This window comes from Pedobacter mendelii (assembly GCF_014635725.1).
Taxonomy (GTDB): Bacteria; Bacteroidota; Bacteroidia; order Sphingobacteriales; family Sphingobacteriaceae; genus Pedobacter; species Pedobacter mendelii.
Map to the genome: position 1 here is coordinate 247,242 of NZ_BMDJ01000005.1, position 20,874 is coordinate 268,115.

At 31.8% G+C, this 20,874-nt stretch carries 18 protein-coding genes and 1 pseudogene; 11 read left to right on the forward strand and 8 right to left on the reverse strand.

Features of this window, described 5'->3' with window-relative positions:
- Window positions 1-85 precede the first annotated feature (85 nt).
- Window positions 86-829, forward strand: a complete 744-nt coding sequence (locus tag IEV50_RS11160) for a LytR/AlgR family response regulator transcription factor (RefSeq protein ID WP_188414169.1) — start codon at window positions 86-88, stop codon at window positions 827-829.
- A gap of 63 nt (window positions 830-892) precedes the next feature.
- Here IEV50_RS11160 and IEV50_RS11165 read toward each other — a convergent pair whose 3' ends face one another.
- Window positions 893-3,595, reverse strand: coding sequence for a PQQ-dependent sugar dehydrogenase (locus tag IEV50_RS11165; protein ID WP_188414171.1), 2,703 nt, complete (start codon window positions 3,593-3,595; stop codon window positions 893-895).
- A 176-nt stretch (window positions 3,596-3,771) separates the two neighbouring features.
- On the opposite strand from IEV50_RS11165, the gene IEV50_RS11170 reads away from it, so the two are divergent.
- A complete protein-coding gene (locus tag IEV50_RS11170) occupies window positions 3,772-4,122 on the forward strand; it encodes a hypothetical protein (protein WP_188414173.1) in 351 nt (116 codons plus the stop codon).
- Between the two features lie 6 nt (window positions 4,123-4,128).
- Here the strand turns inward: IEV50_RS11170 and IEV50_RS11175 are convergent, their stop codons facing one another.
- Both IEV50_RS11175 and IEV50_RS19935 read right to left on the reverse strand, forming a co-directional pair.
- Entirely contained in the window at window positions 4,129-4,404 is a 276-nt protein-coding gene (locus tag IEV50_RS11175; protein WP_188414175.1) for a hypothetical protein, read from the reverse strand.
- A 221-nt stretch (window positions 4,405-4,625) separates the two neighbouring features.
- A pseudogene (locus IEV50_RS19935) lies at window positions 4,626-4,766 on the reverse strand (GNAT family N-acetyltransferase); the annotation flags it as partial.
- Window positions 4,767-5,341: 575 nt separating this feature from the next.
- Here IEV50_RS19935 and IEV50_RS11180 point away from each other — a divergent pair.
- The 5 genes from IEV50_RS11180 (at window position 5,342) to IEV50_RS11200 (ending at window position 9,736) form a co-directional block, all read left to right on the forward strand.
- Window positions 5,342-6,259 (forward strand): cation diffusion facilitator family transporter, encoded by a 918-nt coding sequence (locus IEV50_RS11180; RefSeq protein ID WP_188414177.1) that lies wholly within the window; start codon window positions 5,342-5,344, stop codon window positions 6,257-6,259.
- A 66-nt stretch (window positions 6,260-6,325) separates the two neighbouring features.
- A complete protein-coding gene (locus tag IEV50_RS11185) occupies window positions 6,326-6,958 on the forward strand; it encodes a phosphatase PAP2 family protein (protein ID WP_188414179.1) in 633 nt (210 codons plus the stop codon).
- A 349-nt stretch (window positions 6,959-7,307) separates the two neighbouring features.
- Window positions 7,308-7,829, forward strand: coding sequence for an RNA polymerase sigma factor (locus IEV50_RS11190; RefSeq protein WP_188414181.1), 522 nt, complete (start codon window positions 7,308-7,310; stop codon window positions 7,827-7,829).
- 345 nt (window positions 7,830-8,174) lie between these two features.
- Window positions 8,175-8,837, forward strand: coding sequence for an HAD family hydrolase (locus IEV50_RS11195; RefSeq protein ID WP_188414184.1), 663 nt, complete (start codon window positions 8,175-8,177; stop codon window positions 8,835-8,837).
- An 83-nt stretch (window positions 8,838-8,920) separates the two neighbouring features.
- Window positions 8,921-9,736, forward strand: coding sequence for a S1/P1 nuclease (locus IEV50_RS11200; protein WP_188414186.1), 816 nt, complete (start codon window positions 8,921-8,923; stop codon window positions 9,734-9,736).
- 242 nt (window positions 9,737-9,978) lie between these two features.
- Here IEV50_RS11200 and IEV50_RS11205 read toward each other — a convergent pair whose 3' ends face one another.
- From IEV50_RS11205 to IEV50_RS11220, 4 genes are all read right to left on the reverse strand, one after another.
- Window positions 9,979-10,161: a hypothetical protein gene (locus IEV50_RS11205; protein ID WP_188414188.1), complete on the reverse strand. Its 183-nt coding sequence runs from the start codon at window positions 10,159-10,161 to the stop codon at window positions 9,979-9,981.
- Between the two features lie 410 nt (window positions 10,162-10,571).
- The gene (locus IEV50_RS11210; protein ID WP_188414190.1) at window positions 10,572-11,657 is read right to left on the reverse strand and encodes a PAS domain-containing sensor histidine kinase; all 1,086 of its coding nucleotides are present in this window, start codon (window positions 11,655-11,657) and stop codon (window positions 10,572-10,574) included.
- Window positions 11,658-11,675: 18 nt separating this feature from the next.
- Window positions 11,676-12,140, reverse strand: coding sequence for a VOC family protein (locus IEV50_RS11215; protein ID WP_229746705.1), 465 nt, complete (start codon window positions 12,138-12,140; stop codon window positions 11,676-11,678).
- A 128-nt stretch (window positions 12,141-12,268) separates the two neighbouring features.
- Window positions 12,269-13,147, reverse strand: coding sequence for a polyphosphate kinase 2 family protein (locus tag IEV50_RS11220; RefSeq protein ID WP_188414192.1), 879 nt, complete (start codon window positions 13,145-13,147; stop codon window positions 12,269-12,271).
- 141 nt (window positions 13,148-13,288) lie between these two features.
- Between IEV50_RS11220 and IEV50_RS11225 the strand changes: the two genes are divergently transcribed.
- Together IEV50_RS11225 and IEV50_RS11230 are read left to right on the forward strand one after the other, a co-directional pair.
- The gene (locus IEV50_RS11225; protein ID WP_188414194.1) at window positions 13,289-15,733 is read left to right on the forward strand and encodes a transglycosylase domain-containing protein; all 2,445 of its coding nucleotides are present in this window, start codon (window positions 13,289-13,291) and stop codon (window positions 15,731-15,733) included.
- A gap of 46 nt (window positions 15,734-15,779) precedes the next feature.
- Window positions 15,780-18,929: a peptidase MA family metallohydrolase gene (locus IEV50_RS11230; protein WP_188414196.1), complete on the forward strand. Its 3,150-nt coding sequence runs from the start codon at window positions 15,780-15,782 to the stop codon at window positions 18,927-18,929.
- A gap of 97 nt (window positions 18,930-19,026) precedes the next feature.
- Here IEV50_RS11230 and IEV50_RS11235 read toward each other — a convergent pair whose 3' ends face one another.
- Complete coding sequence (locus IEV50_RS11235; protein ID WP_188414198.1) at window positions 19,027-19,377, reverse strand: GIY-YIG nuclease family protein; 351 nt, start codon at window positions 19,375-19,377, stop codon at window positions 19,027-19,029.
- Window positions 19,378-19,509: 132 nt separating this feature from the next.
- On the opposite strand from IEV50_RS11235, the gene IEV50_RS11240 reads away from it, so the two are divergent.
- The gene (locus tag IEV50_RS11240) at window positions 19,510-20,286 is read left to right on the forward strand and encodes an XRE family transcriptional regulator (RefSeq protein WP_188414200.1); all 777 of its coding nucleotides are present in this window, start codon (window positions 19,510-19,512) and stop codon (window positions 20,284-20,286) included.
- A 71-nt stretch (window positions 20,287-20,357) separates the two neighbouring features.
- A complete protein-coding gene (locus IEV50_RS11245; RefSeq protein ID WP_188414202.1) occupies window positions 20,358-20,807 on the forward strand; it encodes a DUF4890 domain-containing protein in 450 nt (149 codons plus the stop codon).
- Window positions 20,808-20,874: the final 67 nt, after the last annotated feature.

Consider the following 20,874-nt stretch of genomic DNA (forward strand, 5'->3'; position numbering starts at 1 on the left):
TTGTGAGCAAAAGCAATTCAGGAATAATCTTGTAATCTTTTTACAAAGGCCAATAATTTAAATTACAAATCTCAAAACCCTACATATGCCGATTAATTGTATAGCTATAGATGATGATCAAAATTCTTTGGAGAATCTAAATGCCTATTTAACCAAATTGCCCGATTTGCAATTAGTTAAAAGCTTTACAGATCCGTTAAAAGCACTTACTCATATCTCTGTTTCTGAAAAAGTTGATATCATTTTCATGGACATAGAAATGCCTGCGCTTTCAGGAATCGAGTTAGCTTCTTTATTAAGACAAAAAACCAAACACCTCATTTTTACAACTGCGCATCCTAAATATGCTATTGATGCATTTGGAGTTGATGCCGATGCTTATCTGTTAAAGCCATATTCTATGTTGCACTTCACAAAAACGATAAGTAATCTTTATCCTAGTGAAGGTTTAGATAATAGTTGTATTGAGGAAGATTTTTTCTTCGTACCACTTAATGATGAACCCAATGATTTAGTGAAAATAGAATTCAGCGATTTAGTACTATTTGAGCAAATAAATGAAATGGTTTATTTCAGAACTATGAAGCAAAATTACGTAAACTTTAAACTGAGTTTTGGTAAGATATCTAATATGCTAAAAAAACATCCTGCTTTTATTCAGGTTAATTCATCAGCAATTATTTCAAAATTGCATATTAAAAGCTTTTTGGGTGATCAAATTGTATTAACTGGAGGATTATCAATCCAGCTTGCGAATAAATATAAAAATTCGTTTCTCTTATTTTTGAAAGAAAACCTTTTAAAAAGCAATTTTGTTAACGATAACTAGATTAAAATTAATTTTAATGCAATAGAAAGGCTTTGGTAGAAAAATTACTAAAGCCTTTTTATATCAACTAGCTTCTAGAGTTATACTTTTAATAATTAATCTATTCTGTGTTTCTTTCTTATTTGCTTTAAAAATGATATATAAATTGTGGAACTTTTTATCTGTTATGGCTTCATTTAGCATAATAGATTTGGATTCATTTAAATTGCCTATTAACTGGCCATCTACCTTATCTAGCCTTAATTCAACATCACAATCATTATTCAAGTATGGCGTTATATTCATTGATTTTATATCTGTTAAATCAATTGAATTTAGCTTTAGCCAACCTAAATTTTTTGATAATTCAAACGAATTATTTGATTTACGGATAAACCCTAAAAATTCTTTGATATCCTCAGAGTTGATAATATTGCCTCGTAAATTGTAGGTATTTGTAGTGGTTAATGGTCTTAGACCTTTTGCCCCCAAATCGGTATAACTGGCTTTTAAAGTAAGTACGGGTTTATTTTTATTAATATTTTCTGGAGGTGTTATGGTTCCAACAGTGGGTAAAGAAGCAGTAGCACTTCCCTTTGCAGAGAGACTTAAAACCCATTCAACAATTTGTTTAACTTCCGATTCTTTCATTGATGGATGGGCCGGCATTGGAACTTCTCCCCAAACACCGCTACTACCCTTAATTACTTTGGAAGCTAAATATTCTATTGCTTTTGGATCTTGCTGATACTTAGCAGATATTTTATCAAAAGCTGGTCCGATGGAAGTCGAAGAAACTTTGTGGCAGGTGCTGCAATCAGAATTTGCCATTAATGTTTTCCCTACCATTGTTTGCGCTGCTTGTTGATGGCCAAGCTGCGCTCCAGCCAAATCACTTCCTTCTGTGTAAGCACTAGAAATATAAATTTGCTCTTTATTTACAATGGCTCCCTTATCTGAAACCAAAACCTTATAATTAATTGCCTTACCAGGGAAATAAAAGAATTTGTTGCCAGTAAAAACGACATCCACTTTAGGATGCTCATTGCCAGCAAAAACGGAAATAACCTGACTTTTTGATGCTGCCTTCTCGCTATCTATCACCTGAACACTTATCGGATATTCACCAATTTTTGTAAAAGTATACTGTATTTCTGGTACTGTAGTTGTTTTCTTTAAACCACCACCTAAATTCCAAATGTAGGTTAGTTTTCCCCCATCAGCATCAGTTGCTTTAACTTTGGCAATCATTTTATATGGAAGTAACCCACTTGGCTTTTCTATTTCTAAACTAGAAACCACTGGTGGTCGGTTACCTTTTAAATAATCAATTCTTACAATTCCGGCATCAGGATTTTTCGAAAACCAACCTTTTCCATATTCCAGGATATAGATTTTACCATCAGGGCCAAGTTCCATATCAATTGGTGCAGCTAGTGAAATGTTTGGCATAAAAGGCTCCATGCTTACATAATCACCATTCGGCGCCATTGTAACAGCTTTTACCCAACCACGCACCCATTCATAAATTATCAGTTTGCCGTTGTAATATGCTGGGTAAGGCGATGTACTTGCAGCAGTGTATAAAACAGGGCCAGCCATAGCGGTTCTTCCACCAGAGCCTACTTGAGGAAAATCTTTAGATTCTCCATAAGGATACCAAATAAAAGCAGGCTGTGCAGCCGGGACGGTGCCTAAACCGGTATTGTTAGGTGAATTATTTGTTGCACCAGCAGGGTCAAACGCTGGTCCGTTGGTTCCATTAGTAAAATCATAAGCCTTGTACGGATAGTTATTGCCAATAAAATATGGCCACCCAAAATTGCCTGCACTTCTGGCTTGATTTACTTCATCATAACCTCTGGGCCCTCTTAGTTCATCATCATTTGATGCATCTGGTCCAACTTCACCCCAATACAAAAAGCCTGTTTTCTTATCAACTGATATTCGGTATGGATTTCTATTACCCATTACATATATCTCTGGTTTGGTTTTAGCTGTTCCTTTTGGAAACAAATTGCCATCAGGTATGGTGTAGGTTCCATTTTCTTCAATTTTGATACGAAGCACTTTACCCCTTAAATCGTTGGTATTACCAGCTGATCTTCTCGAGTCATATTGCTCTAAACCAGGTCGATTATCTAACGGCGCATAACCCTTATTTACGAATTGCTGTTTTGGAACATTAAAAGGTGTAGAATTGTCTCCTGTAGAAATATATAAAAGTTTATCTGCACCGAAAGCAAGCGAACCACCTGTATGACAGCATATTTCGCGTTGTGAATAAAATTCTAGAATTATTTTTTCGGATGACATGCTTAACATATCATTTACCATTTTAAATCTCGATAATCGATTTACTGACTTTCCGGTTGGACTGTAAAAAAGATAAACATATTGATTTGATGCATATTGCGGGTCGATAGTTAAACCTAACAAACCTTCTTCGGCATTAATATCGGCAACGCTGGTTTTCGAATAAACATCTAGCTTGGCAACCTGAACCAGTTTTTTGGTTTGACTTTTATAAAGCATCAACTCTCCTCTTCTTTGCGCAACTAAAATATCAAGATTTGGCAATACCGACATTTCGGTTGGCTCTGTAAATTCTCCCTGAACCAAATTAACTTTTACAAATCGATCTTGATCTGGTGTATCTATTTTTAAAATTTTATCGTTACTTAAATTTACTTTATCAGTTGAATTTAAATCATTATTAAAAAAAATTGAGGATAGAAATAATGTGAATGCAATGCCCGAAAGCAATATGGTGGAAACGGTTTTCATTAGTTTTGGTTAGGACTTTATTATTTTATAAATATAAACGATTGTTTTATAAAGCATAAACATCAATCAATTTTTTAAAGTAATATTATTATTGATGTTATTCATTTAATTTTTAACAGGAGATTAACAGTATTTCATTATCTGCTTTCCTATATTTGAAGCAAAATCATTCCAAAATGAAAAAATTATTTCTGATTATCTGCCTGTTAACATTGGGCTTCTTTGCTAAAAGTCAAACTTTAGTTTTGGCTAAAGATGTTGCTCAATACGTTGGTAAAAATGTTACGGTTTGCGATTCTGTTTTTAGTACTAAAGCTTTAGAAAAATTAACGCTAATCAATCTTGGAGGTGTATATCCAAAAGAACTTTTAACAGTAGTTATTAATAAAGAAGATGTTATAAAGTTTTCTTCAGAGCCTGCAAGTATGTTTTTAGGCAATAATTTATATGTAACAGGAACAATTACAGAATTTAAAGGGAAATTTCAAATTATTGTTTCAGAGCCAAAACAAATTGTTGTAAAGTAAAATAATTTAGTTAAATAAATAATCAGTAAGCAAAACACCCTTTTCACCACTACTCGTTTCAATTGTATGAATGTGTTTGTAGGAATGAGAAAACCTGTCATACGCTCTTTTAACTGAACTAACCATTACGTCTTTTAAAGGATAGCTATTATTATTTTGCATACAAAGCAAAAACTTTTCTCCTATTAAAAGAAAGTCGAAGTTATACCCCTTATCGTGTAACTCAATAACTTTTTTGGTCATAGATTCATTTACTTCTAATTTTCCTTTTTGATAATTCATAAAAAATAAATTAAGGTAATTAACAACACAATTTAATGAGAACATCCATTAGTACCGATTAACATAAGTAATTAACTATATTACAATTAATTACATAAAAAGTTTTACAACTTATTGATTTGTATCTTAATAAGATTTTAAAGTTTTTTAAAAACAACAACAATTTAAGACGATAAACATTAAAAATTAATTCTTCATTATTTTATTTCACTTTTTAACTTTCAAGACTTGTCTCCATACCATAGATCGGCAAACTTTTCAGGATGTCTTTTGAATTGTAAACGAACACAAGGGCAAACTGGAACAAATTTTAATGAATGCTTTCGGGAATAATCAACCCCTGCATCTAAAAACTTTCCTACAAAACCTTGTGTTTCGGGTCGATATGCAACTTAGGCATGATATACGGTTAGCTTTGTAGGCGATAAACCAAAAACCATCTCGGCTACCCTTTCCTCACCTTCCTTTATAAAAAACATGTCTTCCTTTTCTTCATTTACTGATAATTGGATTCAGTCTTATTACTTCTAATAATATTAAATTGTTTATTCAATGTTAATAAATCAGATGAGAAATTACGAGTAATTTTGAAATCATTTTAACCCTTCCTTTTTCGGGAAGGGTGAAATGATGAGCGTGATAGACGTAAGGGCCGTAACGATTTAATTGATTTATATTTTAGCTATAAATAATTTGGTTGCTTTAGCAGTCGACAAGGAGGTAGCCCTGCCGACTGTTTAAGCTTAGATTTCCTATAATCTGATTCGAAGATTGTAAACGAATTATATATCTCCTAATAACTTACACAGAAAGCCATAAATCCGTGATAGAAAGGTTAATTTCCGTGATGAAAGTATAACTTAAAAAGATTTTAGTTTTCTCAACTTTTTTAAGATGAATTTGTTTTTAATTTGAATTAAATCTACCATTCATAAAAATGGCCAAAGCCAACAAATCTATTTACAGTGCATTAGCAGCAAATCTTCTTATAGCTATAACTAAATTTATAGCGGGAGCTTTTACAAATAGCTCGTCAATGATAGCAGAAGGAATTCACTCAGCAGTTGATACAAGCAATCAGTTATTATTACTTTATGGATTAAAAAGAAGTAAAAAACCAGCTGATAAATATCATCCGTTTGGGTATGGAAAAGAACTTTATTTTTGGTCGTTTATAGTTTCCATAATGATTTTTGGTTTAGGCGGTTTACTTTCAATTTCACAGGGTATTATAAATATGCGCAATCCCGAAGAATTGCAAAATCCTGGCTGGAATTACTTAGTTCTTACATTATCATTTGTCTTTGAAGGCGCATCTCTAATTATAGCCATTAAAGAATTTAATAAAACAAGAAACGGAATTAGCTGGTGGAAAGCAATTATTAAGAGTAAAGACCCTTCGGGATTTTTAGTTCTATTTGAAGATGGAGCCGCGGTTTTAGGACTATTAATCGTTTTCATTTTGATGATTTTTAGTCATAATTTTAACATGCCATCTCTTGACGGTTTAGCTTCAATTTTGGTTGGATTGTTATTAGTTTTCGTTTCATTTATATTAGCTAGGGAAAGTAGAAGTTTGCTTATGGGTGAAGGATTTACACTTGAAACGCAACAAAAAATACTAACTTTTGTAGGGCAAGATAAGGATGTAGTAAGCCTGATAAGCCAAATGTCAACCTACCAATCACCCAAAGAAGTATTATTAATGTTAATTATAGAGTTTAAAGAAGAACTAAATACAAAAGATATTACTTCAGCAATTGAGCGTTTAAGCGAAAATATAAAAATAGTATTTCCATTAGTTAAATTCGTAATAATACAACCTCAGCAAATAGGTAAAATACAAAAAATTTAATCAGAATTTAATTGCCTTATATATGTTTTTTTTAGTTTTGATTTTCTTTTAAAGATTATAAATAAAATGTCTAAAAATTTGAGGTTTTTAATTTTACTGCTCGCTACATTTTTAATAAGTTTCACAATACTCAGCATATTTATTGCTCATCATCCTATTCTTCCTTTCGATATTAAGATTTCATTAGCCATTCAGAAATATCATTCAGAATGGCTAGATAAATTAATGTTAGCGATAAGTTTTTTTGGTGAACTGCCTTGGTCGCTATTGTGCGTTTTGATTGTATCCACAATTTTTTATTTTAACAAATTTAAAAGAGAGGCTTACTTTATTGCCCTTGTATTATTTTCAGGTTTGATAATTCTTGGAGTAAAAAATATAATTAACAGACCAAGACCAACAACTTTTTACGTTCGCCTTGTCGAAGTTAACAGATTTCAAAGCTATCCGAGCGGGCACGTTTTATCTTATGTATTGTTTTTCGGTTTCTTGATAATTATAATTAACAACCTGAAAACCATAACTCCAGTCTGGAGGAATATTATAACATACCTCTCTATTTTCTTAATTATTATGATTGCACCATCTAGGATTTATCTTGGGGCACATTGGTTTACTGATACTTTAGGCGGATTTTTGTTAGGTTTAATTTGCCTGTTCCCACTTAGTTATTTCTATTTTAAAAGGAAGGGAATGTAAATTGATTTGCCAAGATAAAAAATGTTAGTACAGACTAATTTATCTCAATAATGAATCAACAATAATTAGTTTTTATGAACAAAAAATTTAGTACATAAATTAGAACACGATTATTATCAATGGTAGAAAAAAGATAATTATAAAATTTTCACCTTATGATAAACTACTTATTCTACAACGTATAAATACTTAATTTATAAATCAATTTATGGTAAATCAACTTAGGTTTATAGCTTAATTTATTTTAATGGCTATTTATGAACCGTAGTTAAAATTAGTCCATTCCCATTAAAAATTAACCATGGTATAGGTTTTGTTAAAATAATTTCGACATCATAATCCTATTAACATGACAACATTTGAATTTAATCACTTAATTAATTCCCATTCAGTTTCATTGAAATCACATGCATTGAAATTTACAAATGATGTAGAAGATGCAAATGATTTGGTTCAGGATACTCTTGTAAAAGCTATCAGGTTTTACGAGAATTTTCAAGAAGGAACAAATATTAAAGGCTGGTTATTTGTTATAATGAGAAATACTTTTATTAATAACTATCGCAAACTTGCAAAAACCAGAACTTTAATTATACAAACTGATGAAATTTCTGCTGTAAATCTAATGCATAGTGCAACAAGAAATCAAGCGGAGGAAAAATTTGTAATTGGTGATATTGGCAAAGCACTTGCAAGTTTACCTGAAGCCTATCACACACCATTTATTCGCTATTTTGAAGGTTATAAGTATCATGAAATTGCCGAAATACTTCATATTCCTTTAGGAACAGTTAAAACTAGAATATTTGTTGCCAGAGAAATGTTAAAGAAATATTTAAAAACTTATGCTAAAGATAATAATCTAGAATAAATCATTTTCTAATTTCTATAGCTTTTTCTGATACAACATATTTAAAAAGCATATCCATTCCAATGTTCTTTAATTTAATATAGTCACTCTATAAATTTAATCCTTTCGGGGTTTACACCTTGTATTATTATTATCACTTGGTGTGAATCCCTTTTTTTTGCTTTGAGTTTATTTTTAGCATAAGTATATTATATCTAAAACCATTAAAAATTTTATCGGTCTTTTCAAATTTCATATCAAGGTGAAAGATTTTTTCTGGAGTTTTCTATCATCTTCATACTTTTTATCTTTCCAAAGCAATAAATAAGTATAAGAGTTTTTTACATTTACGTTTTAAAATTAATTATGCAATTTATACCAAAAGCCTTAATTTTCGACCTCAATGGTACCATGATTGATGACATGGAATTTCATAATAAAGCCTGGCATATTATATTAAATGATTTGGGTGCAAAAATTAGTTATGCTGACGTTAAAAAGCAGATGTATGGTAAAAACGAGGAGCTGCTAGTAAGAGTTTTTGGAGAAGGATATTTTATTCAAAAACAGATGGATGAAATATCAATTGAAAAGGAAAAAATTTATCAAAAAGACTATCTTCCGCATCTAAAATTGGTGGCAGGATTAGATAAAATTTTAAAAATAGCTAACAAATCAAATATCCCGATGGCTATCGGTTCAGCAGCAATTCCTTTTAATATAGATTATGTATTAGATGGTTTAAACATTCGTAATTATTTTAAAGCAATTGTAAGCGCAAATGATGTAAAAACAAGCAAGCCAAATCCTGAAACATTTTTAAAGGGAGCAAAAATTATTGGCATAGATCCTACAGAATGTTTAGTTTTTGAAGATGCTCCAAAAGGTGTAGAAGCTGCTCTAAATGCTAATATGCCTTGTATCGTTTTAAATACAACGCATCATGCTGAAGATTTCAATAACTACCCCAATGTTATAAAGGTAGTTTCTGATTACAACGACCCAATTTTTGATAATCTTATTAGATAATTAAAATTACTTTGGTAACGGCTTAATGACATTCTTTTAAATTTACGGTAAGCAATTAACTTTGCTGAATATTTAAAATACATATGAATTATCGTTTCCCTATCGCAACATTAACCATTATAGTCTGTTTAATTTTAATTTCCTGGGGTTATACAGGACACAGAACTATAGGCCAGTTAACAGAAAATTATTTAAGTCCAAATGCTAAGGCTTCGGTTAAAGAATTATTAGGCGATACCAGTATTGCAGAAGCTTGCACCTGGGCAGACGAGGCAAGAAAATATCCAGAACTTAAAGAAACCGCTAACTGGCATTTTCTAAACGTACCATTAGGATTGAGTTTTAAAGAATTTAAAAACATGGTAGATACTTTAAAGCAAGCCAACGTTTACAGCGCATTGTTAAAAGCAGAGGAAACACTTAAGCAAAAAAGCATAACTAAAAAGCAAAAGACTGAAGCTTTAAAATTTTTGCTTCATTTTGTTGGTGATATACACCAGCCAATGCATGTTAGCAGAGCGGAAGATAAAGGTGGTAACACGATACAATTAAACTATGAAGGTAAAGGAACAAACCTACACAGCCTTATCGACACCAAATTACTAGAACATGGTGGGTTAAAATTTGATAGCCTTGCTTTAAAATTCAGTAAAATATCTAAACGAAAAGTTAGAAGATGGCAGCGAGACGAACCTATTATTTGGGCTTGGGAAAGTTATAAAATAAGTTCAGAACTTTATGCAGAAGTAGATGAGATGAAAACACGTAATATTGGTGATGAATATTATCAAAAGCATATCTCAATGATAGAATTAAGGATTCAACAAGCATCGATTCGGTTAGCAGGAGTTTTAAATGAAATTTTTAAAGATGTTAACTCAAATGAATTATCAAAATGAGCATTTATTAAAACTTATGATTTAGACTAAAATGAAAGTTATTAACACTTTTCCACAGGTGTTTATAAATATTTTAGGTAAAAAACCTTTCATTGCATAACTTGTTATCATTAAAAGAAACAACCGAAAAATAAGTCCTGTGAGTGGGGAATCCGCGAAGGGCAGGCACACCATAACAAATTAGAAATTAAACCAAAAAGGAAAACCATACAAAAGTAGGGTTTTCCTTTTTTTATGAAAAATTATTTAGCAATAAAAATAGTTCCGTCGTTCTTTAATTTATAAAAATATTGCTTTTTCCCTCTTGCACATATAATTTGTATTTTAACAACTTCGCCAGATTTTCCATTAGGCTGTCTGATTGTATCTCCCTCACGAATATTATCTAACTCGTGAATAGATGTATTTTGATTAACTTCTTTCATGTTAGTTGAGATGCTAATAATTAACAAAGTTGATTATAGAATAATCATGTTTAGAATATAAAAAATTGCAGGTCACTAAATAACCTGCAATCCTCTAAATTAATCATTGCTATCAATCCTGATAAGCTACTTATGATTTAAGCCAAATTAAGTAAAATGAAAAAATTATTCGCCTTCTGAATAAAGTGAATAGATTTAAAAAGTAATTGTGAATAATTATTTCGGAAAAATGAATAAGAAAATAATCTGATTGTATGAGCGGCTGGCTGTGTAAAAAACCATTTTATATATGCTAACCAGCAGAATTAGTTAAAATTAAGCTAATATCAAATAACATCTTTGAAAAGTAAATTAAAAGAAATTTTTTCTTTTATTAAATAGCTGTAAGAAAAATTGAAAACACTTGCATTTTATTTTGGAATTTCAATGTAAAAGGTACTTCCTTGATGTTCTACGCTATTAAACCATATTTTGCCATGATGCAATTCTATTATGGTTTTAATAATAGACATTCCTAAGCCCCAGGAATGTTCCCCATGCAAACCTTCTCTCATTGCAATGCTAAATCGTTCAAAAAGATATGGCTGAAGATGCTGTGGGATACCAATACCATTATCACTCACACAAATTAAAACAGTATTACCCCTATCCTGAACCTCTATTTTAATGGATCCGTTTGCAGGTGTAAATTTAATCGAGTTGGATATGAGGTTATTAATTACCTGCATAAATTTCATGCTATCAATCATAGCATAAAGCTTCTTTTCGCTACTAATAAATTCAAAACTTCTAAAAAGATTTAACTCTGCATATTGGTAAAAACCAATTACATCTTTAATCTCGCATATTAAATCAGCCCTTTCTTTTCTAATTTCTATTTCAGAAGAGCTTAGAAATTCATGGTTAATTAAGTTTCTGATAAGCAAAACATTACGCTCACACATATCTTTAATAAATGTTAACGATTTTAAAATTCTATCCTGACCATCGAACAAACTGTTGCTTAATAAATCAGAGACGGCAAGACCAATCATTGCTAATGGTTCTTTCAAATCATGAGATACAATTTCAAGCGTTGTATTTTTACGGGCATTAATTTTTTCAATATGGAAATTATTGGTTTTAGCGATGCTAACGTCCTCAACTATACCTGTTAGCTGTTTTAAATTCCCTTGTGATAAAACAGGATAAACACTAACTCTAATGTATTTAATAAATTCATCTTTACAAACAATTCTAAACTCATACTTACGGGCTATTTTTTTGCCAGTACATTCTTTAAAGCAGTTGATAACAAGCCCTTTATCTTCGCTATGAACACAATTTAATAATAAATTTGGGTTATTCAGAACTGATTCTGCACTCAATTCAAAAACATCTTCGAACGAAGAATTTAAATATTTAAAGGTTTGTTCTTCAAAGTTGTAAACAAAGTAAACATCTTTGGATTGATTGCCAATTTGATAGAAAATATCATTATTTAGTTCGGTGGTCATTTTTTTTTGTAGAAATTATTATTTACTATCGTTTACTTCAAGCCAATGCCCATCAATATCCTTAAAGTAAATTTGTTTTACACCATCAATCCTTAAATTTACCTCACCTTCTTTACCTGCCCAATCTTCAAAAATGATATTTTTTGATTTTAACTTGTTTATGAAAACATCAATTGATGGAACGCTAAAGCATAAATGTTCATTCTTATCGTACAATTCTTTTGATTTTGCACCCTGAATTAAATGTAGCTGCCCAGCATTACCAAGACTAAACCAAGTATGTTTTCCATCATGGAAAGGTTCAGGAATTTGAGGTAAATTGAAAATACTTTCATAAAAATCAGTGGCAACTTTTAAATCTGCAACATAAACAGCAATATGATTTAAAACAGCGGGCCTTTGTTTCTCATTGGTTTGTGCCATAGATTTCTGAAAAGGATTTAAAGCAATTAAGCTTATAATAAACAATGCAAATATTCTCATAATGATTTACTATTTAAAACAATGCAAAATGAATAAAATTATCAAATTATTCTACGCTTAATTTAAAAGGAAGCATTTATTCGCTTTAAGAACTTTTACGTTCATTTTAAAATAATTTTATAATTAAACTACTCTGCGAGTAAAGCAAGTTTTGTTTCTGTTAATTTTTCTTGCTCATTTTCTTCTAAAACGGGGAATTTAAGGTTTAAACTCTTTAGTTTATCCTCAATAATTTCGCTTATTGCCAAACGGGCAAACCATTTTTTATCCGCAGGGATAATGTGCCAAGGCGAATTTGTTGTCGATGTTTCATTTATTGCGTCTTCATAAGCTTTCATATAATCGTCCCATAAAGCTCTTTCTTTAATATCACCAGAAGAAAATTTCCAGTTTTTTGTAGTGTCTCCTATTCTTTCCAGAAATCGCTGTTTTTGTTCATCTTTACTAACATTTAAAAAGAATTTCAAGATTACAGTTCCATTTGCAGTTAAATGCTCTTCAAAATTGCGAATGCTTTGATAACGTTGCTTCCAAAAATCTTTATTTATTTTTTTTTCATTAGCAAAACCAGGAATTTTCTCACTCAAAATATATTCAGGATGAACCTTACAAACTAAAACATTTTCATAATGCGAACGGTTATGAATACCTATTCTACCTCTTTCTGGTAAGGCTTTATAATGGCGCCACAAAAAATCATGTGCATATTCTTCTGAAGTGGGCACTTTAAAATTAAAAACCTGGCAACCTTGAGGATTTAAACCACTCATTACGTGTTCTATTGCGCTGTCTTTCCCTGCGGCATCCATTGCCTGAAAAATAATTAATAATGAATATGTGCCTGATGCATAAAGTTTTTCTTGTAAATGGTCTATTTCAATTTTAGAATTTATTAGTGCATCCTTTGCTTTTTCCTTGTTATACACTCCAATATAATCAGTTTTAGTATTTTTTATCGAAAATTTTTTATCTCCTTGTATTATCAAGCTTTTAAATTCGTTCTTCATATTTGTAATGTATGCTATAAATCCAGTAATCAATTAGTTAAATATAGACTAAAAAATAAGTAAATTAAATACGTTAATTTGCATTTAGAGTTTTTTATATTTAGCGTCAAAGCATTTACCAAATACATCATCTTAACCAATATGTTTAAAGAGATAAAAAACAAGTACTTACGTTATTCTGCAATTAGTATTTTTTTTATAATAATATTCTTCTCTGCACTTCAACTTAACTTTTTATGGCTATTTGGTTATTCGCCAAGTTATCATGACATTAAAATTCCAACATTAAGAGTAGGTTCAGAACTATATACTTCTGATGGAAAGTTAATTGGAAGGTATTTTAAAGAAAATAGAACACCAGTTAATTACAATGAAATTTCTCCCAGTGTTTTAAATGCTTTAGTTGCTACAGAAGATGTTCGTTTTTATAAACATTGGGGAATCGATCTTCAGGCAGTTGGCCGTGCGGTTATCGGTTTCGGTAAAGATGGCGGAGCAAGCACAATTACACAGCAATTAGCTAAGAATTTATATCGTACACGTTACAATAAATCGCAAGGGTTTTTAGTGAAAATTCCGCTGGTTAGAACCTTAATTGTGAAGCTAAAAGAGTGGATGACAGCTGTTAAGTTAGAATCTAATTATTCTAAAAACGATATTATAACTATGTATTTAAACACCGTATCATTCGGAAATAATACCTATGGTATAAAAACAGCAAGCAGAATTTATTTTGATAAAGAAGCTAAAGACTTATCAACTACAGATGGCGCACTACTTGTTGGAATGCTTAAAGGTACCACGCTTTACAACCCGACTAAGAATCCTGAAAAGGCCTTAGTGCGGAGAAATACGGTATTAAGCCAAATGAATAAGTATAAATATTTAAGTAAAGATAGTCTGGAGGAATTATCAAAAGAGCCAATAAAACTAAAGGAAGGTAAGTTAGAAGATGGAAGCGATGGCGATTCTTACTTACGCGCTGCCGTATCTAAATATCTTGAAAAATGGTGCAAAGATAATGGGTACGATTTATACGAAGACGGTTTGAAAATTTATACAACAATTGATTCAAAACTTCAGAAATATGCAGAAGAAGCCGTTCAGGAGCAGATGAAAACTTTGCAACGTAGGTTTTACAGTGTATGGGGAAATGAAGATCCATGGTACGATTCTGAGAAAAACAAAGTAGATTATCCAGATAGGGCAATGAAAAATTTGCCAATTTACAGTTTGCTTCAAAAGAAATTTGTAAATAATCCTGATTCTGTTACTGCTTACTTTAATAAAAAGAAAAAGATGCAAATCTTCGCCTACAAAGGCGATAGAGATACATTATTTTCTACTTTAGATTCCATCCGCTATTATGGAAAAATCATGAATACGGGTATGATGACTATGGAACCTGCAAGTGGAAAAATTAAAGTTTGGGTTGGTGGTATTGATCATAAATTTTTCAAGTACGACCATGTAAATCAATCGAAACGCCAGGCTGGTTCTACCTTTAAACCATTCGCATATTTAACTGCACTTGAACAAGGCATGAGTCCATGCGATAAGTTTACTGATAAACCTGTAAAAATTGCTTATCAGGATAAAGGCGAAACCAAATACTGGGAACCTAAAAATGCAGATTATAGCGTTACTTATCGGGAAATGAGTTTGCGTTGGGCAATGGCAAAATCGGTAAATACGATTACTGCTCAGGTTACCGAAAAAGTTGGTTGGGATAATGTTGTTAAATGGGCACACGAATGCGGTATTGATAGTCATTTAGAATCTGTTCCTTCTGTAAGTTTAGGCTCTAACGATGTTTCTGTTTTCGAAATGGTTAAGGCATACAGCACTTTCTTGAATAAAGGTGTTAAAACCGATCCTATTTTAGTTGAAAAAATTACAGATCAGGATAATAATGTTATCGATGATTTTAAACCCAAAATAAAAAGAGTATTAACTGAAGAAATTGCCTGGTTAATGTTATACATGTTCCGTGGTGGTATGGAAGAACCGGGTGGTACTTCTCAGGCTTTATGGGAATGGGATTTATGGAAAAAGAACAATCAAATTGGTGGTAAAACCGGTACTTCATCTGATTATGTTGATGCTTGGTATATGGGTATCACCAAAGATTTAGTTACAGGTGTTTGGGTAGGTTGCGATGAACGCACAGCTCATTTTAAAAATGGCGAACAGGGTGAAGGTTCAAGAACTGCACTACCTATTTTTGCCAAATTTATGGAGAAAGTTTATCATGATCCTAATTCTGGATATACTTATGGTCCTTTTCCTAAAGCTACGGTAGAAATTACCAGAACAATTAATTGTCCGAGCCCAAGAATTGTTGAAGATACCACTTCAACGGATAGTGTTTTAATAGATTCTACTGATATTGCAGATCCAATGAGTCCTGAAACAACAACGCCAACAACCACTACAGAATCTGAGATAAAAAAAGAAGAGAAAAAAACTGAACCTATACCTATTCAGCCTGCGGTAGTTGCCCCATTAACCAAGAAAGAAGAGCGAGAGCTTAAAAGAAAACAACGACAAGAAGAACGAGAAAAGAATAAAAATGGCAATAACTAATTAACATTTATTCTTTTAAAAAATATTTACTACTAAAACCAAACGTATGAAAATAAGCTCTACTATTTTAAAGCAGTTTTTACCAGCTTTGCTTCTAATCATATTATCTTTTTCTGCTCAGGCACAGTACTTCGGCCAAAACAAAGTAAGGTATAAAAATCTTGATTTTAAGGTTTTACAAACACCTCATTTCGAAATCTACTATTACATCAAAAATGAAAGTTTATTGAAGAAATTTTCTCAGGATGCAGAAACCTGGTATAAAATGCATCAGGAAGTTTTTAGAGACACATTTATGAAGAAAAACCCAATAATTCTTTATAATAATCATCCTGATTTTCAACAAACTACAGCACTTAACGGTGAAATTGGCATAGGAACCGGTGGTGTTACTGAAGCTTTAAAAAATCGCGTAATTATGCCTATAATGGAACTAAATAGCCAAACAAGGCATGTGTTAGGTCATGAGTTGGTTCACGCTTTTCAGTATCATTTATTGCTAGAAAAAGATTCTATCAGTTTAGAAAACGTTGGGCAAACCCCATTGTGGATGGTTGAAGGAATGGCTGAATATTTATCTATCGGTAAACGGGATGCATTTACATCAATGTGGATGCGTGATGCAATGCTAAATCGCGATATACCATCTTTAAAAGATCTAACTAACTCAAACAAGTATTTCCCTTATCGCTACGGACAAGCATTTTGGACTTATATTGGCTCTCAATATGGCGATACTACAATTGTACCCCTATTTAAAAACACGGCAAAGTATGGTTATGAAAATGCCATAAGATATACGTTTGGCTATGATGATAAAACATTATCGGGTTTATGGAAAAATGCAATTGATGGCCATTATAAACCCATGTTAAAGGCAGATAGCTCTCAAATAAAAATTACTGGAACAAAAATAATCGACAATAAAAATGCAGGGAATATGAACGTTGCTCCTGCTATCAGTCCTGACGGGAAATTTGTGGCCTTCATGTCGGAAAAAGATTTGTTTGGAATCGACTTATTTCTTGCCGATGCTAAAACTGGCAGAATAATTAGAAAGCTAACAAGTCAAATTTCAAACGGACATATTGACGACTTTAACTTTATAGAATCGGCAGGTGCATGGTCGCCTGATAGTAAACAATTTGCATTTAGTATTTTTAGTCATGGTAAAAATCAAATGTTAATAATTGATGTAGCTAATGGCTCTACTATTTCGCAAACAGCCATGGGCGATGTTTCGCAATTCGGCAATTTAACATGGGCTCCAAACGGAAAAGATATTGCGTTCTCAGGAATGGTTGAAGGGCAAAGTGATATATTTTCTTACAACTTAGATACTAAACAGGTTACCCAAATTACAAACGATATTTTTTCTGATTACGCACCAAGTTACTCGCCGGATGGAAAAAAATTAGTTTTCTCATCGGATAGAGGCGCAATTCAGAACAAAAATATAGCTGCAGTAAATCCGATAAATCTTGCAATTTTCGATATTGTATCTAAAACTGTGAACAATATAGATGTTTTTTCAGGTGCAAATAACTTAAATGCACAATTCTCTCCAGATAGCAAAAACATATATTTCTTATCCAACAGAGATGGTTTTAGAAATTTATATAAATATACTTTTGATGATAATTCTGTTGATCAATTAACAGATTATTTTACAGGAATAAGTGGTATTACTGAATTTTCTCCTGCCATTTCAGTGTCTAAAACTAATGATATCGTTTACAGCTATTATCGCTACCAGCGATATACTTTATATAATGCAAATCTTAACAGCTTCAAGCCAAAAAGAATCAGCAATCAAGATGAAAATTTTGATGCAGCAATTCTTCCTCCAATGGAAAATATTGGTGTTAATATTATAAATTCAAACTTAAATAATTTCGACAGGTTTGAGAAGATAATTGCAGATTCAATGAAAACTGTTCCTTATAAACCTAAATTTCGATTAGATTATTTGGCGAATAGTGGTGTTGGGGTTTCTACAAGTAGATTTGGAACAGGTGTACAAGGTGGCATTATTGGAATGTTTAGTGATATTTTGGGTACAAATCAAATTATCGCAAACTTATCTGTTAACGGAGAAATTTACGATTTCGGCGGTCTTGTAGGTTATATCAATCAAAAAAGCAGAATAAACTGGGGTGCAGCAGTATCTCATATACCTTATGTTTCAGGCTTCAGCTCTTACGGCTTTGAAAAAATTCCAAGTGGAAATACAACAATTGACGCAATTAATTATCGCACTGATATTATAAGAACATTTGAAGATCAATTTCAATTGTTTGGTTCTTATCCATTCAGCAAAATTCATCGTTTTGAATTAGGGGGTGCATTTTCACATTACAGCTACCGAATTGACCGTTACAGTAATTATTACAGTACAGATGGTTATTACCTAGGCTCAGACAGAAGCAAAGTTTCAAATGAACAAGCTTCTACAGACTATGGTGTACCGTTTAATTCATTTACTTTATACCAATTAAATGCAGGTTTTATAGGTGATAATTCGATTTTTGGTTTAACAGCTCCATTAGATGGTTTCAGGTATCGCGTAAGTGGAGAGCTATATTTCGGAACCTATAAGTTTTATGGTATTACTGCAGACTTACGTAAATACTGGAGGATTAAGCCAATCACCTTGGCAGCACGTTCTTATAATATATTGAGAATTGGAACAGATGCTGATAGATTATATCCAATGTATGTTGGTTATCCATATTTAATAAGAGGTTACGAAGCTAATTCTATTTATAAAAATAGTTCTGCTACCATTGGTGATAACTATAATATTAATCAATTAAGTGGTAGCAAATTGGCAGTTTTTAATTTCGAGGTTCGTTTACCTTTTACTGGTCCAAAGAAATTAACTGCAATTCCCTCTAAATTTTTATTTACAGATTTAAACTTATTCTTTGATGCAGGTGTTGCATGGACGAACAACACTAATGTTGTATTTAAAAAAGAACCAACGTATACCACTACACCAATTTTAGATGAAAATGGACAAGTTGTTGGAGCCAATCAAACAACAAATGAAAGAGTTCCGGTAATGAGTGTTGGTATTTCTTTGCGTGTAAATGTATTTAACTACTTTGTGCTAGAACCATATTATGCAATTCCATTTCAACGTAAAGATGTTAAAACTGGCGTATTTGGGTTAACATTTGCACCTGGTTGGTAAAAGAATAATTTTTTAAATGATAGAGTGTTGTTATAATAACATTCTATCATTTAAAAAGGGTCAACATTTATGATCATAATAAATCAATTTTAATAAATTAAGATAGGCTGCTGAATGATAATTTAACCTGGTTGGTTAAATTTCTATGAAGTAAGATATTTTCAAAATCCAATCCTACAGTCAAGTCTATCCAATCTGGATTGCATGATCTTACTAAACGCTCTTTTTGCATACGGGTAAATCTGCTAACCAATTTAAAGCGACTTAATGCTTGTGCTTCAGTTTTAAATTCTTCAAAATAAACTAAACGGGTTAACTGCTTTCCATTATCAAAAAACAAGTTTGGCATCTGCTTGTAAAAATCTAATGTTTTAATTAAATCAGAACTCATGCCAACATGCATGCTTGTACGATTTCTGTCGGTAACGATGTAAACAAACTTTTTCATAATAACGCATTTAAAATTTAAACTAAACTATTTAGTATACCTTCTTGCAAATCAAAATAATATTACTAACTTTATGAGCATAAAATTACTAACTATTTTAGTAATTCCAAATTTATTTTAAAATTTATTTTTATGTCAAATATTTCAAATAATTTAAAGTACCTAAGGAAGAAAAAAGGCCATACACAGCAGGCATTTGCATATGTAATGGAAATAAAGAGATCTCTTATTGGTGCTTATGAGGAAGACAGAGCCGAACCAAAGTATGATTTGCTAAAAAAAATAGCTGAATATTTTGATTTAACTATCGATGAGTTCATCAATGAAAAAATATCAGATAGTTGGAAGCCTAAACTAAAAAGTTCGGGTTCTAATTTAAGGGTACTAAGTATTTCTGTGGATACAAATGACAGAGAAAATATAGAATTAGTTCCTGTTAAGGCAAGTGCTGGTTATTTAAATGGTTTTTCAGATCCGCAGTATATAAGCGACCTCCCTAAATTTCAACTACCTATCCCCGCTTTACGCCAGGGAACTTTTCGTGCTTTTGAAATTATGGGCGATAGTATGTTGCCGGTTCAACCAGGAAGTGTAATTATTGGCGAATACTTAGATAATTGGAACGAGGTTAAAACAGGAGAAACGTATGTTGTTATCAGCAAGAATGAAGGTGTGGTGTATAAAAGAGCAGGTAATCGTTTCAGGGAAAACAAAAATTTGAAATTGATTTCGGATAATAAAGTTTATGATGCCTACACAATTGCCGCAGATGATATTTTAGAAATTTGGAAAGCAAAGGCATATATATCTACATCATTACCCGAACCAACGCCCGATCCAACTATGGAAACCTTGACACAAATGATGTCTCAAATGCAGAAATCAATTTCTCAATTAAATAAGAATTAACATATTTTAACAAACCTAGATTAAACCCATTAGCCATTTTCATATCTATTAGTTAAAAACACATACATAAGATGAAAAAACTAATTTTAACAATGGCAATTGCAGTAATGGGTTTTACTGCAGTATTTGCACAAGATTCTACTAAGAGAGCAAAAAGACAAATGCCTAAACTTACAGCAGAACAAAGAGCTGAAAAAACAACAGGCATGATGGAAAAAAAATTAAACTTAACTGCGGATCAGAAGCAAAAAATTTATGCAATAGAATTGGATAAAGCTAAAAAGATGGATGCTTTTCGTACAGAAGATAGAGCTGCAATAAAAGGAAAGATGAAAGATAGAAAAGCAGATTTAGAAAAAAGTAAAGCCGACCTTGATAAAATTTTAACCACCGACCAAAAAAGCAAGCTGGATGCATTTAGAGCAGAAGCTAAAGAAAAAGGTGGCAAAATGAGAAAAGGCATGGGAAGAGGCAAACAAGATAAAGCTCCAGTAGTTTCTAACCCGCCGGCACAGGGTTAAACTTAAATTATTTGAAATATTTAGAAAGCGTTCCAATTATTGGGACGCTTTCTTTATTTTTGGCTTA

Bases quoted from the DNA above. Each gene is read 5' to 3' on its own strand.
- IEV50_RS11160 (WP_188414169.1), top strand. From the start codon at position 86: ATGCCGATTAATTGTATAGCTATAGATGATGATCAAAATTCTTTGGAG.
- IEV50_RS11165 (WP_188414171.1), bottom strand. From the start codon at position 3,595: ATGAAAACCGTTTCCACCATATTGCTTTCGGGCATTGCATTCACATTA.
- IEV50_RS11170 (WP_188414173.1), top strand. From the start codon at position 3,772: ATGAAAAAATTATTTCTGATTATCTGCCTGTTAACATTGGGCTTCTTT.
- IEV50_RS11175 (WP_188414175.1), bottom strand. From the start codon at position 4,404: ATGAATTATCAAAAAGGAAAATTAGAAGTAAATGAATCTATGACCAAA.
- IEV50_RS11180 (WP_188414177.1), top strand. From the start codon at position 5,342: ATGGCCAAAGCCAACAAATCTATTTACAGTGCATTAGCAGCAAATCTT.
- IEV50_RS11185 (WP_188414179.1), top strand. From the start codon at position 6,326: ATGTCTAAAAATTTGAGGTTTTTAATTTTACTGCTCGCTACATTTTTA.
- IEV50_RS11190 (WP_188414181.1), top strand. From the start codon at position 7,308: ATGACAACATTTGAATTTAATCACTTAATTAATTCCCATTCAGTTTCA.
- IEV50_RS11195 (WP_188414184.1), top strand. From the start codon at position 8,175: ATGCAATTTATACCAAAAGCCTTAATTTTCGACCTCAATGGTACCATG.
- IEV50_RS11200 (WP_188414186.1), top strand. From the start codon at position 8,921: ATGAATTATCGTTTCCCTATCGCAACATTAACCATTATAGTCTGTTTA.
- IEV50_RS11205 (WP_188414188.1), bottom strand. From the start codon at position 10,161: ATGAAAGAAGTTAATCAAAATACATCTATTCACGAGTTAGATAATATT.
- IEV50_RS11210 (WP_188414190.1), bottom strand. From the start codon at position 11,657: ATGACCACCGAACTAAATAATGATATTTTCTATCAAATTGGCAATCAA.
- IEV50_RS11215 (WP_229746705.1), bottom strand. From the start codon at position 12,140: ATGAGAATATTTGCATTGTTTATTATAAGCTTAATTGCTTTAAATCCT.
- IEV50_RS11220 (WP_188414192.1), bottom strand. From the start codon at position 13,147: ATGAAGAACGAATTTAAAAGCTTGATAATACAAGGAGATAAAAAATTT.
- IEV50_RS11225 (WP_188414194.1), top strand. From the start codon at position 13,289: ATGTTTAAAGAGATAAAAAACAAGTACTTACGTTATTCTGCAATTAGT.
- IEV50_RS11230 (WP_188414196.1), top strand. From the start codon at position 15,780: ATGAAAATAAGCTCTACTATTTTAAAGCAGTTTTTACCAGCTTTGCTT.
- IEV50_RS11235 (WP_188414198.1), bottom strand. From the start codon at position 19,377: ATGAAAAAGTTTGTTTACATCGTTACCGACAGAAATCGTACAAGCATG.
- IEV50_RS11240 (WP_188414200.1), top strand. From the start codon at position 19,510: ATGTCAAATATTTCAAATAATTTAAAGTACCTAAGGAAGAAAAAAGGC.
- IEV50_RS11245 (WP_188414202.1), top strand. From the start codon at position 20,358: ATGAAAAAACTAATTTTAACAATGGCAATTGCAGTAATGGGTTTTACT.